The 20,059-nt window shown below is 66.1% G+C and carries 17 protein-coding genes and 1 riboswitch; of the genes, 5 read left to right on the forward strand and 12 right to left on the reverse strand.

Annotation, left to right across the window (positions count from 1 at the left end; translation table 11 throughout):
• The first annotated feature begins 37 nt into the window (after positions 1-37).
• A riboswitch (TPP riboswitch) is annotated at positions 38-145 on the forward strand.
• The gene (gene thiC, locus LQ144_RS01565; RefSeq protein ID WP_230116810.1) at positions 140-1,954 is read left to right on the forward strand and encodes a phosphomethylpyrimidine synthase ThiC; all 1,815 of its coding nucleotides are present in this window, start codon (positions 140-142) and stop codon (positions 1,952-1,954) included. (Overlaps the previous riboswitch by 6 nt.)
• A gap of 1 nt (position 1,955) precedes the next feature.
• Here thiC and LQ144_RS01570 read toward each other — a convergent pair whose 3' ends face one another.
• Together LQ144_RS01570 and ffh are read right to left on the reverse strand one after the other, a co-directional pair.
• Positions 1,956-2,690: an alpha/beta hydrolase gene (locus tag LQ144_RS01570; protein WP_230116811.1), complete on the reverse strand. Its 735-nt coding sequence runs from the start codon at positions 2,688-2,690 to the stop codon at positions 1,956-1,958.
• A gap of 55 nt (positions 2,691-2,745) precedes the next feature.
• Positions 2,746-4,326 (reverse strand): signal recognition particle protein, encoded by a 1,581-nt coding sequence (gene ffh / locus LQ144_RS01575; RefSeq protein WP_230116812.1) that lies wholly within the window; start codon positions 4,324-4,326, stop codon positions 2,746-2,748.
• Positions 4,327-4,469: 143 nt separating this feature from the next.
• Between ffh and LQ144_RS01580 the strand changes: the two genes are divergently transcribed.
• Positions 4,470-5,873 carry a glucose-6-phosphate dehydrogenase gene (locus tag LQ144_RS01580; protein ID WP_230116813.1) on the forward strand — a complete coding sequence of 468 codons (1,404 nt, stop codon included), beginning with the start codon at positions 4,470-4,472 and terminating at the stop codon, positions 5,871-5,873.
• Between the two features lie 101 nt (positions 5,874-5,974).
• Here the strand turns inward: LQ144_RS01580 and LQ144_RS01585 are convergent, their stop codons facing one another.
• Positions 5,975-6,313, reverse strand: a complete 339-nt coding sequence (locus LQ144_RS01585; RefSeq protein WP_015937412.1) for a P-II family nitrogen regulator — start codon at positions 6,311-6,313, stop codon at positions 5,975-5,977.
• On the reverse strand, positions 6,310-7,674 hold the full coding sequence (locus tag LQ144_RS01590; protein WP_230116814.1) for an ammonium transporter: 1,365 nt from the start codon (positions 7,672-7,674) through the stop codon (positions 6,310-6,312). Before LQ144_RS01590 ends, LQ144_RS01585 begins: the two co-directional genes overlap by 4 nt.
• A gap of 321 nt (positions 7,675-7,995) precedes the next feature.
• Here LQ144_RS01590 and LQ144_RS01595 point away from each other — a divergent pair, with 321 nt between their 5' ends.
• A complete protein-coding gene (locus LQ144_RS01595; protein ID WP_230117039.1) occupies positions 7,996-9,162 on the forward strand; it encodes an MFS transporter in 1,167 nt (388 codons plus the stop codon).
• Here LQ144_RS01595 and ftsY read toward each other — a convergent pair.
• From ftsY to coaD, 7 genes are all read right to left on the reverse strand, one after another.
• On the reverse strand, positions 9,159-10,367 hold the full coding sequence (gene ftsY, locus LQ144_RS01600; RefSeq protein ID WP_230116815.1) for a signal recognition particle-docking protein FtsY: 1,209 nt from the start codon (positions 10,365-10,367) through the stop codon (positions 9,159-9,161). The two genes, LQ144_RS01595 and ftsY, sit on opposite strands and share 4 nt — an antisense overlap.
• A gap of 59 nt (positions 10,368-10,426) precedes the next feature.
• The gene (gene smc, locus LQ144_RS01605; protein ID WP_230116816.1) at positions 10,427-14,038 is read right to left on the reverse strand and encodes a chromosome segregation protein SMC; all 3,612 of its coding nucleotides are present in this window, start codon (positions 14,036-14,038) and stop codon (positions 10,427-10,429) included.
• A gap of 110 nt (positions 14,039-14,148) precedes the next feature.
• A complete protein-coding gene (mutM, locus tag LQ144_RS01610; protein WP_230116817.1) occupies positions 14,149-15,108 on the reverse strand; it encodes a bifunctional DNA-formamidopyrimidine glycosylase/DNA-(apurinic or apyrimidinic site) lyase in 960 nt (319 codons plus the stop codon).
• Between the two features lie 7 nt (positions 15,109-15,115).
• A complete protein-coding gene (rnc, locus tag LQ144_RS01615; RefSeq protein ID WP_230116818.1) occupies positions 15,116-15,835 on the reverse strand; it encodes a ribonuclease III in 720 nt (239 codons plus the stop codon).
• A 21-nt stretch (positions 15,836-15,856) separates the two neighbouring features.
• Positions 15,857-16,060, reverse strand: a complete 204-nt coding sequence (gene rpmF, locus LQ144_RS01620; RefSeq protein WP_009356569.1) for a 50S ribosomal protein L32 — start codon at positions 16,058-16,060, stop codon at positions 15,857-15,859.
• Positions 16,061-16,096: 36 nt separating this feature from the next.
• The gene (locus tag LQ144_RS01625; RefSeq protein ID WP_230116819.1) at positions 16,097-16,621 is read right to left on the reverse strand and encodes a DUF177 domain-containing protein; all 525 of its coding nucleotides are present in this window, start codon (positions 16,619-16,621) and stop codon (positions 16,097-16,099) included.
• A gap of 190 nt (positions 16,622-16,811) precedes the next feature.
• Positions 16,812-17,312, reverse strand: a complete 501-nt coding sequence (gene coaD / locus LQ144_RS01630) for a pantetheine-phosphate adenylyltransferase (protein ID WP_230116820.1) — start codon at positions 17,310-17,312, stop codon at positions 16,812-16,814.
• A 92-nt stretch (positions 17,313-17,404) separates the two neighbouring features.
• Between coaD and LQ144_RS01635 the strand changes: the two genes are divergently transcribed.
• A complete protein-coding gene (locus tag LQ144_RS01635; protein WP_230116821.1) occupies positions 17,405-18,613 on the forward strand; it encodes an aminotransferase class I/II-fold pyridoxal phosphate-dependent enzyme in 1,209 nt (402 codons plus the stop codon).
• Positions 18,614-18,636: 23 nt separating this feature from the next.
• On the forward strand, positions 18,637-19,401 hold the full coding sequence (locus tag LQ144_RS01640; RefSeq protein WP_290369692.1) for a fused MFS/spermidine synthase: 765 nt from the start codon (positions 18,637-18,639) through the stop codon (positions 19,399-19,401).
• Positions 19,402-19,404: 3 nt separating this feature from the next.
• On the opposite strand, the gene rsmD is transcribed toward LQ144_RS01640, so the two are convergent.
• Positions 19,405-20,010: a 16S rRNA (guanine(966)-N(2))-methyltransferase RsmD gene (rsmD, locus tag LQ144_RS01645; protein WP_230116823.1), complete on the reverse strand. Its 606-nt coding sequence runs from the start codon at positions 20,008-20,010 to the stop codon at positions 19,405-19,407.
• Between the last annotated feature and the right edge of the window lie 49 nt (positions 20,011-20,059).

Raw genomic sequence — 20,059 nt, forward strand, 5'->3', positions numbered from 1 at the left:
GATGCGGCACCCGCCTGCCGCCCTGTGGTAGCTTCGTCTACGACCACACGGGTGCCCCTGCAGGGGCTGAGATCGGGCTAGCGCAGCCTGCGACCGTTGAACCTGTCCGGGTAATGCCGGCGAAGGAAGTGAGCAGTAAATGAACACCCAGAAAACACGGCTGAGCCCTGCCCAAAACGAGGCGGCCCATAACGAAGCTGGCCAGCAGACCACCCAGTCGCTGAAGTCGCACTCACTGGCTTACATCGAGGGGGAAGGCCTGCGCGTCCCGGTCACGGAAATCGCCCTGGAGCCGTCTCCCAACGGGGAGCAGAACGAGCCGCTGCGGGTCTACCGGACTGCGGGTCCGGGCAGCGACCCGGTAGTGGGCCTCGCCCCGTTCCGCTCGGAATGGATCGAAGCACGCGGGGACACGGAGCCGTACGGCGGCCGGCAGCGGAACCTGCTCGACGACGGCAGGTCGGCTGTACGTCGCGGCGCAGCTTCCGCGGAGTGGAAGGGAGCGCAGCCGGTGCCCCGCCGCGCCGTCGGGGGCAAGACGGTGACCCAGATGCACTATGCCCGGCAGGGCGTCCTCACCCCGGAAATGCGCTTCGTGGCACTCCGCGAGAACTGCGACGTTGAACTGGTGCGCAGCGAGGTGGCTGCAGGCCGTGCCATCATCCCCAACAACATAAACCACCCCGAGTCCGAACCCATGATCATCGGCAAGGCGTTCCTGGTAAAGATCAACGCCAACATCGGCAACTCGGCTGTAACCAGTTCGATTGCAGAGGAAGTGGACAAGCTGCAGTGGGCCACCCAGTGGGGCGCGGATACCGTGATGGACCTGTCCACCGGCGATGACATCCACACCACCCGCGAATGGCTGATCCGCAACTCCCCCGTCCCTATCGGCACCGTTCCGATCTACCAGGCGCTGGAGAAGGTCAACGGTGAGGCCAATGCCCTGACGTGGGAGATCTTCCGGGACACCGTGATTGAGCAGTGCGAGCAGGGTGTGGACTACATGACCATCCACGCCGGAGTGCTGCTGCGCTACGTCCCGCTGACCGCCAACCGCGTCACGGGCATCGTGTCCCGCGGCGGGTCCATCATGGCCGGCTGGTGCCTCGCACACCACCAGGAGAACTTCCTTTACACGCACTTTGACGAGCTGTGCGAGATCTTCGCCAAATACGACGTCTCCTTTTCGCTCGGCGACGGCCTCCGGCCGGGCGCAACCGCCGATGCCAACGACGCCGCACAGTTCGCCGAACTGGACACCCTGGCGGAGCTGACCCAGCGTGCCTGGGAATACGACGTCCAGGTGATGGTTGAAGGCCCAGGCCACGTCCCGTTCCACCTGGTGCGCGAGAACGTCGAGCGCCAGCAGGAGCTGTGCAAGGGCGCTCCGTTCTATACCCTCGGCCCGCTGGTCACGGACGTGGCGCCCGGCTACGACCACATCACCTCCGCCATCGGTGCCACGGAGATCGCCCGCTACGGTACGGCCATGCTCTGCTATGTGACGCCCAAGGAACACCTGGGGCTGCCCAACAAGGACGACGTGAAGACCGGCGTGATCACCTACAAGATCGCCGCCCACGCCGCAGACCTCGCCAAGGGCCACCCCGGCGCCAATGAGAGGGACGACGCCCTGTCCAAGGCGCGCTTCGAGTTCCGCTGGCGGGACCAGTTCGCCCTGTCCCTTGACCCGGTAACGGCAGAGGCCTTCCACGACGAGACGCTGCCGGCCGAGCCTGCCAAGACCGCACACTTCTGCTCCATGTGCGGGCCCAAGTTCTGCTCCATGCGCATCAGCCAGGACATCCGGAACGAGTACGGCTCGGCCGAAGCGCAGGCGGCACTTGCCGAGATGGCCGAAGGAATGCGTGAAAAGAGCCAGGAGTTCCTGGCCGCCGGCGGAAAGGTCTATCTGCCGGAGCTCAAGCTTCCGGAAACAACCCGCTAAATCAGGACGCCCGGGGCTGTCGCCGCCGGCCGACCTCGGCAACAAATGACCGGATAAAACGGTCACCCTCGGGGGAATCCTGGGGCCGGTGCCCGCCCGCGGCAGTGCGGTGCAGGGCGCCGGTCTCCCTGAGGTACCCGGCAATCTCCTCATAGAGGGGTTCCCAACCGCCGGTGAGGACCAGAGTAGGGACGCCCGGAACGATCTGCAACGGGGCCTGCCAGGGAGGTGCCTGCAGCCGCAGCCGCCTGGCGGCACGCCTCGCTTCCGGCGTGCTCGGGCCGGGCGCTTCCGCAGCGAAGGCACGCCGCACAAAATCCCGCTCGTAGTCGTCGTCGCCGAGCTGGTGCCGGACCTCGAACAGGGGCTCCATCAACGCCCGGTGGGCCGCCGTGGCCGGCAGTTCCGCGGTCAGCGACAAGCAGGCGGGCTCCACGAGCGTCAGCGAGAACACGAGGTCCGGGCGTTCGACGGCGGCCATCATCGCTGCGATGGCCCCTTGGGAGTGCGCCACCACGTGGCCTCCGGCAGCGCCCCGGCCGTCATCGGCCAGCGACCGAAGCACGATTTGGGCGTCCTCGGCGAAGTCCGTCTCCAGCGGTTCCGCTTCGGCGTCGAAGCCGTGCCGCCGCAGGAAAAGGGCGTCATACTGCAGGGCCATGCCGTGCTGGCGCGGCCAGGCGGCGGAGCCGAAGCTCCCGGCCCCGTGGACGAACACTACCCGCTGCTTAAACATGACCCAACCTTATGGCAGAGGCCCGACATCGGCGCGGGCCGACATGACAGTGCGCCTATTTGCCGAGGAACTTGTCGAAGCCCTTCGGCAGGTTCAGCTCGGACGGGTCGAAGTCGCCGCCCTGCTGGCCGAAGGCAGCGCCCGTGGGCAGCGCCTTGGCCGCGCTGGCGCGCCGGGCCTCTGCGTCACGGAGTTCCTGTGCCGCCTTGGCGGGGTTGCCCGAACGTGCCTTCTTCTTGGGTGCATTCTTGGCACCCTTGCTGGCACCGCCGCCGGCCCCCATTCCCGGCATTCCGGGCATGCCCGGCATGCCGCCGCCCTGGGCCATCTTCTTCATCATCTTCTGGGCCTGGGCAAAGCGCTCCAGCAGGCCGTTGACCTCGGAAACGTGAACACCGGAACCCTTGGCGATGCGGGCCCGCCGCGAGCCGTTGATGATCTTGGGAGCGACTCGCTCGTGCGGGGTCATGGAGCGGACGATCGCCTCGACACGGTCGATTTCGCGCTCGTCGAACTGCTCCAACTGCTGGCGGATGTTCTGCGCGCCGGGCATCATCATGAGCATTTTCTTCATGGAGCCCATGTTGCGGATCTGCTGCATCTGGGCGAGGAAGTCGTCCAGCGTGAAGTCTTCCTGGTCGGCGAACTTCTTCGCCATCCGCGCAGCTTCGTCCTTGTCCCAGGACTTCTCGGCCTGCTCGATCAGCGTGAGGACGTCGCCCATGTCGAGGATGCGGGACGCCATGCGGTCCGGGTGGAACAGCTCGAAATCGTCCAGGCTTTCGCCGGTGGACGCGAACATGACGGGCTTGCCGGTGACCGACGCGACGGAAAGCGCGGCACCGCCGCGGGCATCGCCGTCGAGCTTTGACAGCACGATGCCGGTGAAGTTGACGCCCTCATCAAAGGCCATCGCCGTGTTCACAGCGTCCTGGCCGATCATGGAGTCGATCACGAAGAGGACTTCATTCGGGACGATGGCCCGTCGGATCTGGCGTGCCTGTTCCATCATGTCCGCGTCGACGCCGAGACGTCCGGCGGTGTCCACAATCACGACGTCGTGAAGCTTCTGGCGGGCGTCCTCGACGCCCTGCCGGGCGACGGCGACAGGGTCGCCGGCCGGGTGCTCAAGCTCGGAGGTGGCTCCGGGGTGCGGGGCGAAGACGGGAACGCCGGCGCGCTGGCCGACGACCTGCAGCTGGGTCACTGCGTTAGGGCGCTGGAGGTCGGCGGCCACCAGGATGGGGCTGTGACCCTGCGCCTTGAGCCACTTGGCGAGCTTGCCGGCGAGAGTTGTCTTGCCGGCGCCCTGGAGTCCGGCAAGCATGATGATGGTGGGCCCGGTCTTGGCCAGGCGGATGCGGCGCGTTTCCCCGCCGAGGATTTCGACGAGCTCCTCGTTGACGATCTTCACGATCTGCTGGCCCGGGTTCAGCGCGGCATTGACCTCGGCGCCGAGTGCACGCTCGCGCACGCGTCCGGTGAATTCGCGCACCACGGGCACGGCAACGTCTGCGTCCAGCAGGGCCCGCCGGATCTCCCGGACTGTGGCGTCGACATCTGCCTCGGTGAGGCGGCCCTTGCCACGGAGATTCTTGAAGGTTGCTGTCAACCGGTCAGAGAGTGAATTGAACACGCGCCGTGCACTTCTTTCAGTGGATGTACGGATGGCTGCCCTGCGGCACACCAGCGTCTCGGCCGTTGTTTCCAACCGCGTCGACGACGGGACTCGACTATCTAGGGTACCAAGCCGGGCCTCCAAGGTGGCATGCTGTCAGGGTGACGAGCCAAACAACTGTGAAAACTCTGCTCATTCTGGGAGCCTCCGGCGATCTCACCGGCCGGCTCCTACTGCCCGGGCTCGCCCGGCTGGTGGCCAAAGGCGGGGCCGGCGGGCTCAACCTCGTGGGGGCGGGATCGGACCCGTGGTCGCCGGCGGAGTGGCAGGACCGTGTCCATGCCGCCTTCGCCGATGCGGCTGGCGGGGCCGACTCCGCCGGGAAGAAGGCACTCACGTCGCTCGCGAAGGCCACGACTTATCATCAGCTCGACGTCACTGCGGACGGTCCTCTGGCTTCGCTGCTGGCAGAGCTGGAGGGCCCAGTGGCCGTCTACTTCGCCCTGCCACCGCACGTGAGTCAGAAAGCCTGTGAGATACTGGCGCCGCGGCAGGTCCCTGCCGGCACCCGGCTCGTCATGGAGAAGCCCTTCGGCTCCGGAGAGGAGTCCGCGCGCCAGCTCAACCGGACACTCCTGAACCTCGTCCCCGAAGACCACATCCACCGGGTGGACCACTTTCTGGGCAAGGCCACAGTGCTGAACATCCTGGGCCTGCGCTTTGCCAACAACTTCCTGGAGCCTGTGTGGAACCGTGAACACATCGCGCAGGTGGAGATCATCTTCGACGAAGATCTGGCCCTCGAAGGCCGCGCCCGGTATTACGACAGCGCGGGCGCCCTCCGGGACATGATCCAGAGCCACTTGCTGCAGATCATGGCCCTGATGGCCATTGAACCGCCGGCCACGCTCGGCGAGCGCGACCTCCGGGACGCCATAGCCGCTGTCCTCCGTGCCAGCAGCATCAGGCCGCCGTACAAGACCAGCACGCGCCGTGCCCGCTACGCGGCCGGCAGCATCGACGGAAGGAAGGTCCCCGACTACGTCAAGGAGGAGGGGGTCGACCCGGACAGGAACACCGAAACGCTCGCTGAAATCCGCGTGGACATTGACAACTGGCGCTGGAAGGACGTGCCGTTCATTCTTCGCTCCGGCAAGGCGCTTGGCGACAAACGCAAGGAGGCCGTGGTCACGTTCCGGCCCGTGCCGCACCTTCCCAAGGGATTCTCCGGCGTTGACGCCCCCAACAAGCTCCGGATCGGTTTCGGGCCTGACACCCTCGAGCTCGACGTCGACGTCAACGGTCCCGGGGACATCTTCAGTTTGGACCGCACCACCCTCAATGCGGAGCTGAATGCCTCCGAACTGCTCCCCTACGGGGAGGTGCTGGAGGGCGTCCTGACCGGCGATCCCCTGCTCTCGGTCAGGGGAGACACCGCCGAGGAGTGCTGGCGGATTGTGGAGCCGGTGCTCAGGGCCTGGTCGCGGGACTCCGTTCCGCTGGAGGAATACGAGGCGGGCACGAACGCTCCGGACGGCTTGGCAGGTTCGGTCCGCAGCGAATAGGGCCGAATCGCTTTGGGTATGCAAAAGGGCCGGCCACCGTTTCAGGTGACCGGCCCTTTTCTGCATTCCCGTTGGGCTGGGACTGTGCTTGCTGTCCGGTGCTAGATGGCTGCTACGCCACGTTCGCCCGTCCGCACCCGCACTGCTTCGAAGACATCCATGGTCCAGACCTTGCCGTCGCCGGCCCGTCCGGTATTGGAGCTGGCAATGATGACATCCAGGATGTCGTCAGCCTGTTCGTCCGTGGCCAGAACCTCCACGCGGATCTTGGGCAGCAGGTCCACGTTGTACTCGGCACCCCGGTAGACCTCGGTGTAACCTCGCTGCCGGCCGTAGCCGCTGGCTGCACTGACCGTCAGGCCCTGGACCCCGTAGGCCTCCAGGCCTTCCCGGATGGCTTCGAGCTTCTCCGGACGGACGATTGCTGTAATCAGTTTCATGCCCCCACGCTTTCCTTGCCTGATGCTGCTTCTGTCTTCTTGCCCTCTACGCCCGGCGCGGCGGTCGTCGTGCCGCTGGTCTGGGCGTTGCCGGTGATCAGTTCATGCAGCGGCTGGAAGCTGCCGCCGTGGCCGCCGATGCCGAACTCGTAGGCGGTCTCGGCGTGCAGGCTGAGGTCCACACCCACCACTTCCTGTTCCTGGGAGACACGGAAGCCCATGAACTTGTGGATGGGGTAGGCGATGATGAAGGTCATGACCGAGGTGAAGGCGATGGCCATGAGGGCCGCCAAAGCCTGGGCGACGAGCTGGGTGGTGCCTCCCCCGTAGAAGAGGCCCGCCTGGCCCTGTGTCGGTGTCGCGAGGAAACCGATGGCCACGGTTCCGACGACGCCGGAGACAAGGTGGACGCCGACGACGTCGAGTGAGTCGTCGTAGCCCAGCTTGAACTTCAGTCCAACTGCCAGTGCGGAGGCGACACCTGCGACTACGCCGAGGGCGATGGCACCAAGCGGAGACACGTTGGCGCAGGCAGGGGTAATGGCGACCAGGCCGGCGACGACACCGGAAGCGGCGCCCAGCGAAGTCGGGTGACCGTCACGGTACCGTTCCACAGCGAGCCAGCCGAGCATCGCGGCTGCCGGGGCTGCCAGGGTGTTGATCCAGATCAGGCCAGCCTGTTCAACTGTGGCGGCCGCACCGGCGTTGAAGCCGAACCAGCCGAACCAGAGGATGGCTGCACCGAGCATGACAAACGGAATGTTGTGCGGGCGGTGGTTGGGGTCCTTGCCGAAGCCCTTGCGGTTACCGATGATCAGTACCAGGACGAGCCCTGCCACGCCGGCGTTGATGTGGACGACTGTGCCGCCGGCGAAGTCAATCACCGGAGCAAACGTCTGACCGAACCAGCCATCCTTGGAGAAGAGTCCCCCGCCCCAGACCATGTAGGCCAGGGGGGCGTAAACCAGGGTGGCCCAGATGGGCGTGAAGATGGTCCATGCCGAGAACTTTGCGCGGTCAGCGACGGCTCCGGAGATCAGTGCCACGGTGATGATGGCGAAGGTGGCGGCGTAGCCGACCTTGAGCAGATCCGCGGGATCGGTAAAGTTGTGCAGACCGAAGTGGCTGAACGGGTTCGCGAAGATCTGGAAGAAGTTGTCCTCGTTGCTCGTCGCCATCGACGCGCCCCACAGAACCCACATGATGCCCACGGTTCCGATGGCCACAAAGCTCATCATCATCATGTTCAAGGCAGCTTTCGCACGGGTCATGCCGCCGTAGAAGAATGCCAGGCCCGGGGTCATGAACAGCACGAGTGCTGAAGCGACCAGGAGCCAAACGAGACCTGCGGTGAGTTCCATGGTCTACGTCCTCTCTTGCTTTTGTTGTGCGGAGTTGCCCGCCCTGTCCCAACGCCTTTTGCGTTCTAAGTAAAGTTTTGCCGGGCTGTGTTTCGCTGGCGGAGGATTTAGATTGCCGGCCTGTTACAAGAACCTCCCGGAAGTAAATGGTGCATATCTGGCTTGTTACGGTTATGTTTCACCAGTCCCAAACCGCCACTCCGTCCCTTTTGCAAGGATCTCCGCTTCATGACGCCACGCTCCCGTCCCGCCGCCGGAAGACTGCGGTTCCCAGCCGTCAGGCGGGCCAGCCAGGCCCGGCTGCCCCGCGACATCAAGGTGATGCTTGTCGCAGCGTTCCTCATAGCCTTGGGTTTCGGGCTGGTGGCTCCGGTGCTCCCCCAGTTCGCCACAACTTTCGACGTCGGAGCTACCGCCGCAGCGGTGATCGTCAGCATCTTCGCGTTCATGCGGCTCATGTTCGCCCCTGCGGGCGGCGCGCTGATCGGTCGGCTGGGTGAGCGGCCGGTCTACGTAACGGGACTGCTCATCGTCGCGGCCTCCACCGCGGCCTGCGCCTTCGCGCAGAACTACTGGCAGCTCCTCGTGTTCCGGGGGCTTGGCGGCGCCGGATCGGTGATGTTCACGGTGGCGTCGATGGCGCTGGTGATCCGACTGGCCCCTCCGGAGAGCCGCGGGAGGGTGTCCGGCGCCTACGCCTCGGCGTTCCTGATCGGCAATGTCTGCGGTCCCATCGTGGGGGGCCTGCTGGCCGGGTTCGGGCTGCGGGTGCCGTTCCTGGCCTACGCCGGAGCCCTGGTGCTGGCGGCGCTCGTGGTGCAGACGCAGCTCAGCCACGTGCCGCGCACGGGCGGCCATGACGCTTCGGCCGTACCGGCCATGCAATTCGGTGAGGCGCTACGCGACAGCGCCTACCGTGCCTCGCTGTTCTCAAGTTTCGCCAACGGCTGGGCCACCTTCGGCGTGCGGATGGCCACCGTGCCCCTGTTCGCCGTCACCGCCCTAGGCTCCGGACCCGAGGCAGCCGGCTGGGCGCTGGCCGTTTTTGCCGCGGGCAACGCCGTGGCCCTGACATTTTCAGGCAGGCTGGCTGACAGTCTTGGCCGGAAGCCGATGATGCTCGCCGGGCTGGCGCTGACCGGACTGGCAACCGGCGGGATAGGCCTCACCCATGTGCTGGGCTGGTTCCTTGCCGCATCGATGCTGGCAGGCGTGGGCGCGGGCCTGCTGGGGCCTGCCCAGCAGGCCGCCGTAGCCGACGTGATTGGCCGCGAGCGGTCCGGCGGCCGGGTGCTCGCCGCTTACCAGATGACCGCCGACATCGGCGCCATCCTTGGACCGGTTTTTGCCGGTCTGCTGGCGGATGCGCTGGGCTACGGCTGGGCCTTCGCGGTGACGGGCAGCGTGCTGCTGCTGGCGGCTGTCGCCTGGCTTCTCGCCCGGGAGACGGCGCAGACGGCGACCGCGCCCCAGTCCAGCCAGTCCTAGTTCAGCAGCGCGTCGACAAAGCCTTCGGCTTCGAACGGGGCGAGGTCATCCGCGCCCTCGCCGAGCCCGATGAGCTTGACGGGAACGCCGAGGGACTTCTGGATGGCCACGACGATGCCGCCCTTGGCTGTCCCGTCCAGTTTGGTCAGGACGATGCCTGTGATGTTCACTACTTCGGCGAAGACCCGCGCCTGGTTGAGCCCGTTCTGGCCGGTCGTGGCGTCGAGCACCAGGAGCACTTCGTCCACTTCCGCGAGCTTCTCGATGACGCGCTTGACCTTGCCGAGCTCGTCCATGAGTCCGACCTTGTTCTGCAGCCGTCCGGCGGTGTCGATCATGACCACGTCGACTTCCTGTTCGATGCCTGCCTTGACCGCCTCATAGGCGACCGACGCCGGGTCCGCTCCGTCGACGTCGGACTTCACGGTGGCAACGCCGACCCGCTGGCCCCACGTGGCCAGCTGCTCGGCGGCGGCTGCGCGGAAGGTGTCCGCGGCGCCGAGCAGAACGTCCTTGTCCTCCGCGACCAGGACGCGAGCGAGCTTGCCCACAGTGGTGGTCTTTCCCACACCGTTCACGCCGACCACCATCATTACGGCAGGCTTGTCAGCGTGCCGTTCGATGTGGAGGCTCCGGTCCATCGTGGGGTCGACAAGCTTAATGAGCTCTTCTCGGAGGAGTGCCTTGACGTGATCGGGTGAACGGGTGCCCAGGACCTTCACCCGCTCGCGGAGGGCGTCCACAAGCTGCATGGTGGGCTCGGTGCCGAGGTCGGCGAGGAGCAGCGTCTCCTCCACCTCGTCCCAAACATTCTCATCAATCTTGTCGCTGGAAAGCAGCGCGAGCAAGCCCTTACCGAGGACGTTGTTCGACTTGACCAGGCGTTCCCGGAGGCGGGTGAGGCGTCCCTCCACAGGCAGCGGAGTCTCGACCGGAATAGTTTCGAGGCCGGCAACGTCGTCCGGAACCTCCGTTTCGACCCCTTCAACGTCGACGCCGCCCGGGGCCTTCCGCTCGGGAGCCGCCACCGGGCGGTCTTCCAGAAGGGTTCCGCCGCCTCCCAGCGGGTTCACCGGATCGTTGGCGTCGCGTGTATCTGGGTACCGGGTGCCGGACTTCCGTGCTTTAAGCAGCACCGGGACCAGCCCGCCGATGACTACCAGGGCAGCAAGAATGGGCAGGAGAATGGGGAGGATGTCGTTCACACCCCTAGCTTCTCATAACACCGCGCGACGCTGCGGGCGGTCCGGGCCTGTCCGTACAGCTAGACGTCGGCTCCCAGGCGCTGGCTGATCACAGTGGACACGCCGTCTCCGCGCATGGTTACGCCGTACAGCGCGTCCGCCACCTCCATGGTCCGCTTTTGGTGTGTGATCACGATGAGCTGGCTGGATTCGCGAAGCTCTTCAAAGATCGTAATGAGGCGGCCCAGGTTGGTGTCGTCCAGCGCCGCCTCCACCTCGTCCATCACGTAGAACGGCGAGGGCCGGGCTTTGAAGATCGCCACCAACAGCGCTACCGCCGTCAGGGACCTCTCACCGCCGGACAGCAGGGAAAGCCGTTTGATTCTCTTGCCCGCCGGCCTCGCCTCGACCTCGATGCCTGTGGTGAGCATGTCGCCGGGATCAGTGAGGACCAGCCGGCCCTCACCGCCCGGAAATAGCCGGGCGAAGACCCGGACGAACTGCGCCGACGTATCGGCGAAGGCCTCCGCGAACACGCGCTGCACCCTGTCATCGACTTCCTTGATGATGTCCAGCAGGTCCTTCCGGCTGGACCTGAGGTCTTCCAGCTGCGTGCTCAGGAACTGGTGCCTTTCCTCCAGCGCCGCGAATTCCTCCAGCGCCAGCGGGTTGACCTTTCCCAGGGACGAAAGGTCCCGTTCCGCTTTGCGGAGCCGCTTTTCCTGCTCTTCCCGCACAAAGGGCTTCCCCTCCACCACGGGCTTGCCGTCGTCATCGACGGGCGCCCGCAGCTCCGCCCATTTGTCCGTGGACCCGCCCGCCGGCAGCGGAACCGGCCGGTCCGGGCCGTAGTCCGCCACGAGCTGGTCGGTCGTGAGCCCCAGCTCTTCGACCGATCTGTTCTCCAGCACCTCAATCCGCAGCCTTTGCTGGCTACGGGCCAACTCGTCACGGTGCACCGAATCCGTCAGTTCCGCAAGCTCCCGGGCCAGGGCGTCGTTGGCGGTCCGGACCTCGGCCAGCTCACGGTCCCTCTGCTCCCTGTTTTGCTCGGCAATATCGCGTTCCCGGGCAGCCAGTTCGACCGAGATGTCACTGAACCGGATCGTGTGCGCCACCGCATGGGACACGGCAGCAGCCCGCCGTGCCTGGACCCTGCGGCGGCGTGCCCGCTCGGCGGCCTCCTCGCGGGCCCGGCGTTCCGAGGCGGCCGCGCGTTCCAGCGACGTTGCGCGGTTGCGGATAGCGGACAGCTGCTCCTCGGCGCTGCGCAGCGAGAGCCTGGCATCCATCTCGGTTGAACGCGCCAGGGTGGCAGCCTCGGCCATGGCGTCCCACCGCCCGGTGGACGGCTCTTCCTCGGCAGGTGCCTCCTGGGCCGCAGCCAGCCGGGCGGCGATTGCGGTGAGGGCTTCCTGCTCGGTCACGATGTTGGCTTCGGCCCGTGCCAGCGACGCGGCCAGCCGTTCGCTCTCCCCCACGGCGCTGCGCAGGACCGAATTCAGGTGGCCCAGCCGTTCCGCCACGGCCGCGAGCCGCGCGTCGGAGTCATGCAGCCTTTCCAGTGCCGAGTCAGCCCTGTCCTGCGCCGCGGACCGGCGGGACTCCGCGCCCGCCAGTGCGAAACGGCATTGCTCCAGCCCTGCGGTGACCCCGGCAAGCCGGGACGCGGCGTCGTCGACGGCGGCCTGCACCTCAAGCAGCGACGGCGCCTTGGCCGAACCCCCGGTAACGGTGAGTGCCGTGAACACGTCGCCGGCGAGGGTGACGGCTGTCAGCCCGGGCCGTTCGCCAATCAGGCCGGCCGCGGAGTCCAGGCCATCGACGACGGCCGTCGACGCCAGCAGCCCGTGCACCGCCGCTGCGGCGGCGCCGGATGCCGACACGAGCTCCGTCGCCCATCGGGCACCCTCCGGCAGCGTGCCGGACCCGTCCGGCAGCTTCCCGGTGCCGTCCGGCGAAAAGCCCGCCGGCTTTGCCTGATCTTCAAGCAGCAGAGTGGCGCGGCCGGCGTCGTCGTCCTTCAGGAGCTGCACCAAGGCAGCCGCGGCTGCGCCATCCCGGACAACAACGGCATCCGAGGCAGTGCCAAGAGCGGCTGCAATGGCGGTTTCGTAGCCGGGTTCGACCGTCAGCGCCGACGCCAGCGATCCCACGACGCCGGGCAGCCCGGCCGCGAGGGCGTGCCCGGACCCGTCCTTGCGGTTAAGGCCCAACTGGAGCGCATCCCGCCGGGCCCGGAGTGCATCTCGCTCCCGCACGGCCTCCCGCTCGGCGCTCCGGAGGGATTCGATTTCTGCGAGAACGGCGTCCAGCACCGCAGTGGCGTCCTCGTACTCGGCGTCGAGGGATTCCTCGCCGTCCTCGACTCCGGCAACCTGCGATTCAAGCGCCGTGAACTCGGACTGGGCCAGCTTCCTGCGCTCATCGCCTGCAGCCTGGGACTCGCGCAGCCGGCCCACTTCTGCCTGCGCCGATTCCACCCTGGACCTCGCCGCCGCCACCTGGCCGGCAAGCCTGGCCAGGCCTTCTCGCCGGTCGGCAGCGGCACGGAGGGCGGCCGTGAGGCGCTTTTCCTCGGCAGCAGCGGCGCTTTCCGCCTCGCTTTTCGCGGCGGTGGCGGTCGCCAGAACGTCGCGCCTGGCGACGATTTGCTGCTCAAGTTCGGCATGCTCGGCCCGCACGCGGGCCGCCTGCCTTTCCAGCTGGTCGGGGTCTCGGCCGGGATCGGGTGCCGCGTCCGCGGAGCCCAGCAGCCGGCACCGTTCCTGCGCCAAGGAACCGAGCGACCGCAGCCGTTCGCGGCCGGCCGACAGCTGGTACCACGTGTCCCGTGCAGCATTCAACCTGGGGGTTGCCTCGGCAGCGAGCTGTTCCAGCGCGGCCTGTCGCTGACGGCCAGTTCCCAGCTCGTTCTCGACGACGGCGCGCCGCGTCTTGAGCGCGGTTTCGTCGGCGACGTCCTGGGCCAGGGTGTTCTGAAGCCGGACGAGGTCGTCGGCCAGCAGCCGGGCACGGGCATCCCGGACCTCGAACTGGACTGTCTGGGCACGCCGCGCAACTTCCGCCTGCTTGCCCAGCGGTGTCAGCTGGCGCCGGATTTCTCCTGTCAGGTCGCTGAGCCTCTGCAGGTTGGCCTGCATGGCCTCGAGCTTGCGGACGGTCTTTTCCTTGCGGCGCCGGTGCTTGAGGATGCCGGCGGCTTCCTCAATGAAACCCCTCCGGTCTTCGGGTGTGGCGTGCAGTACCTTGTCGAGCTGCCCCTGGCCCACAATGACGTGCATCTCGCGTCCCAGGCCGGAATCGGACAGCAGCTCCTGGATGTCCAGGAGGCGGCAACCGGCGCCATTGATGGCGTACTCGGAACCGCCGGTGCGGAACAGCGTCCGGGAGATCGTCACTTCGCTGTATTCGATGGGAAGCGCGCCGTCGGAGTTGTCGATGGTCAGCGAGACGTGCGCGCGCCCCAAAGGCGGGCGGCCGGAGGTGCCGGCGAAAATCACGTCTTCCATCTTGCCGCCGCGGAGCGTCTTGGCTCCCTGTTCGCCCATGACCCAGGCCAGCGCATCCACCACGTTCGATTTACCCGAGCCGTTGGGCCCCACCACCGCGGTGACTCCGGGTTCAAAGTCGAAGGTCGTGGCCGAGGCAAACGACTTGAAGCCCCGGACGGTCAGACTCTTGAGGTGCAAGGTATTTCGGATCTCCTGAGTGGCGGCAGCGGCTGCGTGTCCTGCCTAAATGTACTGCCATAAGGGCCGGAATCCGCGGATTTACGGCCTTTTGTGCCCGGAGACAGCGGTCACCAACGGCCGTTTCGGGGCCTCGGCTGGCACACCGGACAGGTGTAGGAGGAACGGTTCATGAACTGCTCGCGTTTCATGAGACTGACAATGCCGGACTCCGCGCACCGGCGGCATTCCTCCCCTTCCCGGCCGTACGCGTTGAGGGAACGGTCAAAATAGCCTGAGGCGCCGTTAACGTTCACGTACAAAGAATCGAAACTGGTGCCGCCTGCCGCGAGGGCGTCGAGCATGACCTCGCGGGCTGCAGTGAGGACCCGCTCGGCGTCCGCCCGCCGGAGCTTGTCCGTGGGGCGCGCGTAGTGAAGCTTGGCGCGCCACAGGGCTTCGTCTGCGTAGATGTTGCCGATCCCGGACACCAGGCCCTGGTCCAGGAGTGCCCTCTTGAGACCTGTCCTGCGGCTCCGCAGCCTGCGATAAAAGTCGTCGAAGGAAAAGTGCGGGTCCAAGGGGTCGCGCGCAATATGGGACGCTTCCTGGGCGACAAGGGGCATCGGCACCTCGGCCAGCCCGCCCGGGCCGGCGTCGTCCGTCGGGATGAGCGACGTGACGAACAGGCCGCCGAAGATCCGCTGGTCCACAAACCTGAGTTGCCCGGGCATCCCGGCCCGCGGGCTCAAGTGCAGCCGCACCTTGAGGTGCTTCTCGTCCGGCACGTCGCTGTCCTGCATCAGCAGTTGGCCGCTCATGCCCAGATGCGCCATCAGGGCAACCTGGGGCAGCACTGAAGGGTCGACCGAATCAGCGCCTTCGCCCTGCAATGGCATCCACAGGAATTTTCCGCGGCGGACCACGTCAAGGACCGTCGCGCCTTCAAGGTTCCCGGCAAAATCCTCAGGTCCCAAGGCGTGGCGACGCACGGACCTGGGATCCAAGACTTCGACGCCGGTGATGGTCCGGCCGAGAACCCAGTTCACCAGGCCGCGGCGGACCACCTCGACCTCGGGGAGTTCAGGCACCGCGCACCTAGCTGCCGGCGGCAGGTTCCGAAGGAGCTTCCGCCGTGTCTGCGCCGGAAAGCTTGCGCCAGGCGTCGGCTGCAGCTTCCTGCTCCGCTTCCTTCTTGGAGTGGCCCGATCCCTTGCCGTACGGCGTGCCGCCAATCTGCAGCTCTGCGACGAACGTCCGCGCGTGGTCTGGACCAGACCCTTCCACGGCGTAGTAGATGCTGCCGAGCTGACGGCCGGCAGCCAGTTCCTGGATGCTGGTCTTCCAGTCGGTGCCGGCCCCGAGGGCGGCTGCATCCTGCAGGAGCGGACCGATCAGGCGCATGACAAGCTGGCGGGCGGTCTCGATGTCGTTGGACACATAGGTGGCACCGATGAGCGCCTCCATCGTGTCAGCGAGGATCGATGCCTTGTTCTTGCCTTCGGTGAGCTTCTCGCCCTGCCCCAAGTAGATGTAGTCACCAATGCCCAGGCTGCGTCCAATGCCCGCAAGGGCACGGGTACTGACCACGGCCGACCGGCGCTTGGCGAGGTCGCCCTCGGGCAGCGTCGGGTTATCGCGGTAGAGCGCATCGGTTACTGAGAAACCCAAAATGGAGTCCCCCAGAAACTCGAGCCGTTCATTGGTGGGTATGCCCCCGTTTTCGTAGGCATAGGAACGGTGTGTCAGAGCAAGACGAAGCGTCTCGGTGTCAATGGAGACACCGAGACGCTTCAGAAGCTCTTCAGTTGAAGACATCCTGGTCAGCCTGTGGGCCGATTAGACGTCTGCGACCTTGCGGCCCTTGTATTCAAGGAACAGCGCGGTGCCAGCCGAGTCGGTGACGACCTTTGCCTGGTGCGGCAGGCTGTAAGTAACCTGGCCGTTCTCGACAGTCTTCACCAGGTGGGGGGCAGTCGCCTTCCACTGGGAGCGGCGGGCGCGGGTATTCGAGCGAGACATTTTCCGCTTCGGGACAGCCACGGCTAACTCATTTCTCTCTAGAAAAACACTTACAAATCAATTTTGCCGGTCAGGCTTAGCCAAGTCAGCTAGGGCAGCCCAGCGAGGATCTACGACCTCGTGGTGATGCCCCGGCTCGTCTTCCAGGCGCACTCCACATTCGGAGCACAGGCCCTGGCAGTCTTCCCGGCACACCGGCTGGAACGGCAGCATGGTTACAACTGCGTCCCGCAACACCGGCTCAAGATCGATTAGATCGTGCTCGATTCGATATTGCTCTTCTTCGTCTTCTCCGTCGGAGAACTGGGCGCCCTCGTAGAAGAAAAGTTCTTGCACATTGACTTCGAGGTCATACGCAAGGGGATCCAGGCATCTGCCGCATTCGCCGGTCACTTCGACGATAACGGTTCCGGATACCAGAATTCCTTCGTGTACGGCCTCAAGCCTCAGGTCAAGCTCGATGTCCGAGCCTTCCTGAACGCCAATGAGCGCCACGCCAAGATCACCTGGCGCGGGCACATGTTCGGTGAGCGTACGCATGCTCCCCGGACTGCGTCCGAGGTCCTTGACATCAAGCATCAAGGGCGAACTAGCATCTCGTTTAATGAGAACTCCTGTTGAACATATGACCGACGTATTATCTTAGCCTGAAGTCCTCGGGGGACTCAAACCGGAGGCCGGCCCCGGCAAAGCGGAGGAGCTAAGGCCAGCCGCCATGCGACCGGGAAAAGCACCACACAACCGGCGGAAAGCCGGAATGTACCGGTCAAGCCTACCCTCTCGACGGCTGGCCCGGGGCAGGCCCACCCGCGACAAGCCGTTTCAGGACGGACCGGGGCACATATTCGGCCACGTTCCCGCCCAGGGTGAACACTTCCTTGATCAGTGTCGAGGACAGGTGCAGGTAGTGCGCCTCAGCGGGCAGGAACACTGTCTCCACGCCGCTCAGTTGCCGGTTCATGGTGGCCATGGGCAGCTCGTAGTCAAAATCCGAGGACGAGCGCAGGCCCTTGACGATGGCGGACACGCCGCGCTGGCGGCAGTACTCGGCGAGGAGGCCTTCACCGACAGGCTCCACGACGATGCCACGCAGGGAGGCCAGCGTCTCCTTGGCCATCTCGATCCGTTCCTCCAGCGTGAACCGGTACTTCTTGGCGTAGTTGGTGGACACGGCCACGATCACTTCGTCGAAGAGGCTCGCGGCCCTGGCGATGACTTCAAGGTGTCCGTTGTGGATGGGGTCGAAGGAGCCTGGGCATACGGCGCGTCTCATGCTCCGAACCTACCGTATGTCCAAGCCGGGATACCATGACTGGATGCATCAGCCGCGCAGGAAAGTGGGCTGACCGGACAGGCGGGAACGTAATGGCAGAGACACTTCCGGCGCCCTGGCAGCGGGCGGCCATGGGGGCGAACCTCCTGGCTTCCGACGGAACCCTGGGCGTCACGATCTTCGAAGAAATGACCACTCTGGCCGTCCGGACCGGCGCCATCAACCTCGGCCAGGGGTTCCCGGACGAAGACGGCCCCGCGGAAATCAAGGCAGCCGCCCAGGCGGCGATCGCCCAGGGCTCTAACCAGTACGCACCGGGCAAAGGCATCCCCGAGCTGAGGCAGGCTGTCTCCGCCCACCAGCAGCGCTTTTACGGACTGGCTCCGGATCCGGACACCGAGGTCATCGTCACTACGGGCGCTACCGAGGGTATCGCCGCATCGCTGATGGCGTTTGTGGGCCCCGGCGACGAGGTCCTGACCTTTGAGCCCTTCTACGACTCCTATGGCGCGATTATCGGCCTTTCCGGTGCCACGCATGTCACGGCGCCGCTGCTCGCCCCTGACTTCATGCCTGACCTCGCGGCACTCGAAAATGCGTTCAGCAGCCGCACCAAAGTGGTGTTGCTCAACAATCCGCACAACCCCACCGGCGCCGTTTTTCCGGCGGACGTCCTGCAGCGCGTGGTTGAACTGGCCCGGAAGTATGACGCCCTCATCGTCACCGACGAGGTCTATGAGCACCTCACGTTCGGCGTCGGCCACATCCCGGTGGCAACCCTGCCGGGTGCCGCGGAGCGGACCGTCACCATCTCCTCGGCCGGCAAGACCTTCTCCTTCACCGGCTGGAAGGTTGGCTGGCTGAGCGGGCCGGAGCACCTCGTGTCTGCCATCCGGACCGTGAAGCAGTTCCTCACCTACAGTTCCGGCACGCCTTTCCAGAGCGCGATTGCGGCCGGGCTGGGGCTGCCCGACGCGTTCTACGACGGCGTCGCCGCCACGCTGGGAAAGAAACGCGACATCCTGAGTGACGGTCTCAGGGCGGCGGGCCTGGACGTGTTCACGCCGCAGGGCACGTATTTCGTGAATGTCGACACGTCTCCCCTGGGGATCAGTGATTCCGTGGAACTCGCCCGGCGCCTGCCTGAGCTCGTGGGCGTGGCCGCCATTCCCGTTCCTGTGTTCTGCCACCCCGAGGGGGCCGAGCGAACGAGGAGCCTGCTGCGGTTTGCCTTCTGCAAGAAGACCGAGGTCTTGGAAGAAGCGGCCACCAGGCTGGCGACCTTGCGGGACAGGCTCTGACGGTGGCGGAAGGTCACTCGCCGGTGTCGCGTTTTCTCCGCACCACCGGCCAGCATGCCGTCATAGAACCGGACCCGTTCACTGACGGCGGCTTCGTGCTCAGCATCGGCGGGGCCGAGCAGTCACACGTCGACCTGGCGGACCCGGAAGACATCTTCTACGAGTACCTGCGCCGGATCGGTCACATGGTGGACCTCGCGGCGCCCTGGGGGGAGGCGGTCACTGCCCTGCATCTCGGAGCCGGCGCGCTGACCCTGGCCCGGTACATCCAGGCGACCCGCCCGGGATCCGTGCAGTACGCAGTGGAGCTTGAACGGGAGCTTCTGGACTTCGTGCTGGAGCAGCTACCGCTGCCCGAAGGCACCGAACTGCACACGGTTATCGGCGACGCCCGCGAAGCGCTGGCGGAGCTGCCCGCGGACCTGCGCTTTGACGTCGTCATCCTGGATATCTTCTCCGGCCCCGACGCTCCGGAACATATCGCCTGCCAGGAGTTCTATAAGGAATGCGCGGCACGGCTGTCGGCGCGCGGCGTGCTGATCGTGAACGTCGGTGACGAGCCTGGCCTGACCCTGGTCCGCAGCCAGGTCGCGGCCCTGCGGCGTGCCATGACCGATGTGGCCGCCTTCGCCGAAGCCGGCATGTTCACCGGCCGGTATCCCGGGAACATCATCCTGGCCGGCACGCAGAAGCCATGGCCGCCCGAATGGACGGCCGCCCTGACAGCCCGCGGGCCGCACCCGGCCAAGGTACTGGCGGGAGTCGACCTGGATCAGCTGTCAGGCTGAGGCTCAGTCCTCTGCCTCCGGAACGACGTCCACCTGGTGGTCGCTGACGGGCTCGGCGAACCACAGCCGGGTTTCGCCGTATTTCTTCTCCGCGAAGCGTTCCAGGGCTGCAGGCCAGAACGGCTCCGGCGTCCTTGACGACCTTTCCACCACCACCACCGCGCCCGGCGCCAGGTGGCGGGCCAGTTTCCCGAGGACTGCGGCCAGGGCCGGCTCGTCCAGGGGGTACGGCGGGTCCAGGAAAACCACATCCCACCGGGTTCCATCAGCCGTCCGCTCCAGGAACGACTCAACCCGCGAGCGGTGTACGGTGACCGTCTTCCGGCCCAGCACACCGTTGATCAGGTCCGCATTCCGCTGGCACACGGCGCTCGCCCGGTCGGCAAATTCGACGAGGTCGACAGCCTGGGCGCCCCTGCTGGCGCTCTCCACGCCCAGTGAGCCGGAGCCCGCGTACAGATCGAGCACGCGGGAGCCAGCCAGCACATCGAAGGCGTCCAGCCGGGAGAACAGGGCTTCCTTAACGCGGTCGGTGGTGGGACGCGTCAGCGAACCCGGCACGCTGACCAGCGGCGTTCCTCCCGCAGCCCCTGCCACGATCCGGCTCATGCCGCCGGCCCCGCTTCCGCCCGGCGTGCCGCTGCTTGGGGTCCCAGCG

The organism is Arthrobacter sp. Bi83, assembly GCF_918698095.1.
Taxonomy (GTDB): Bacteria; Actinomycetota; Actinomycetes; order Actinomycetales; family Micrococcaceae; genus Arthrobacter.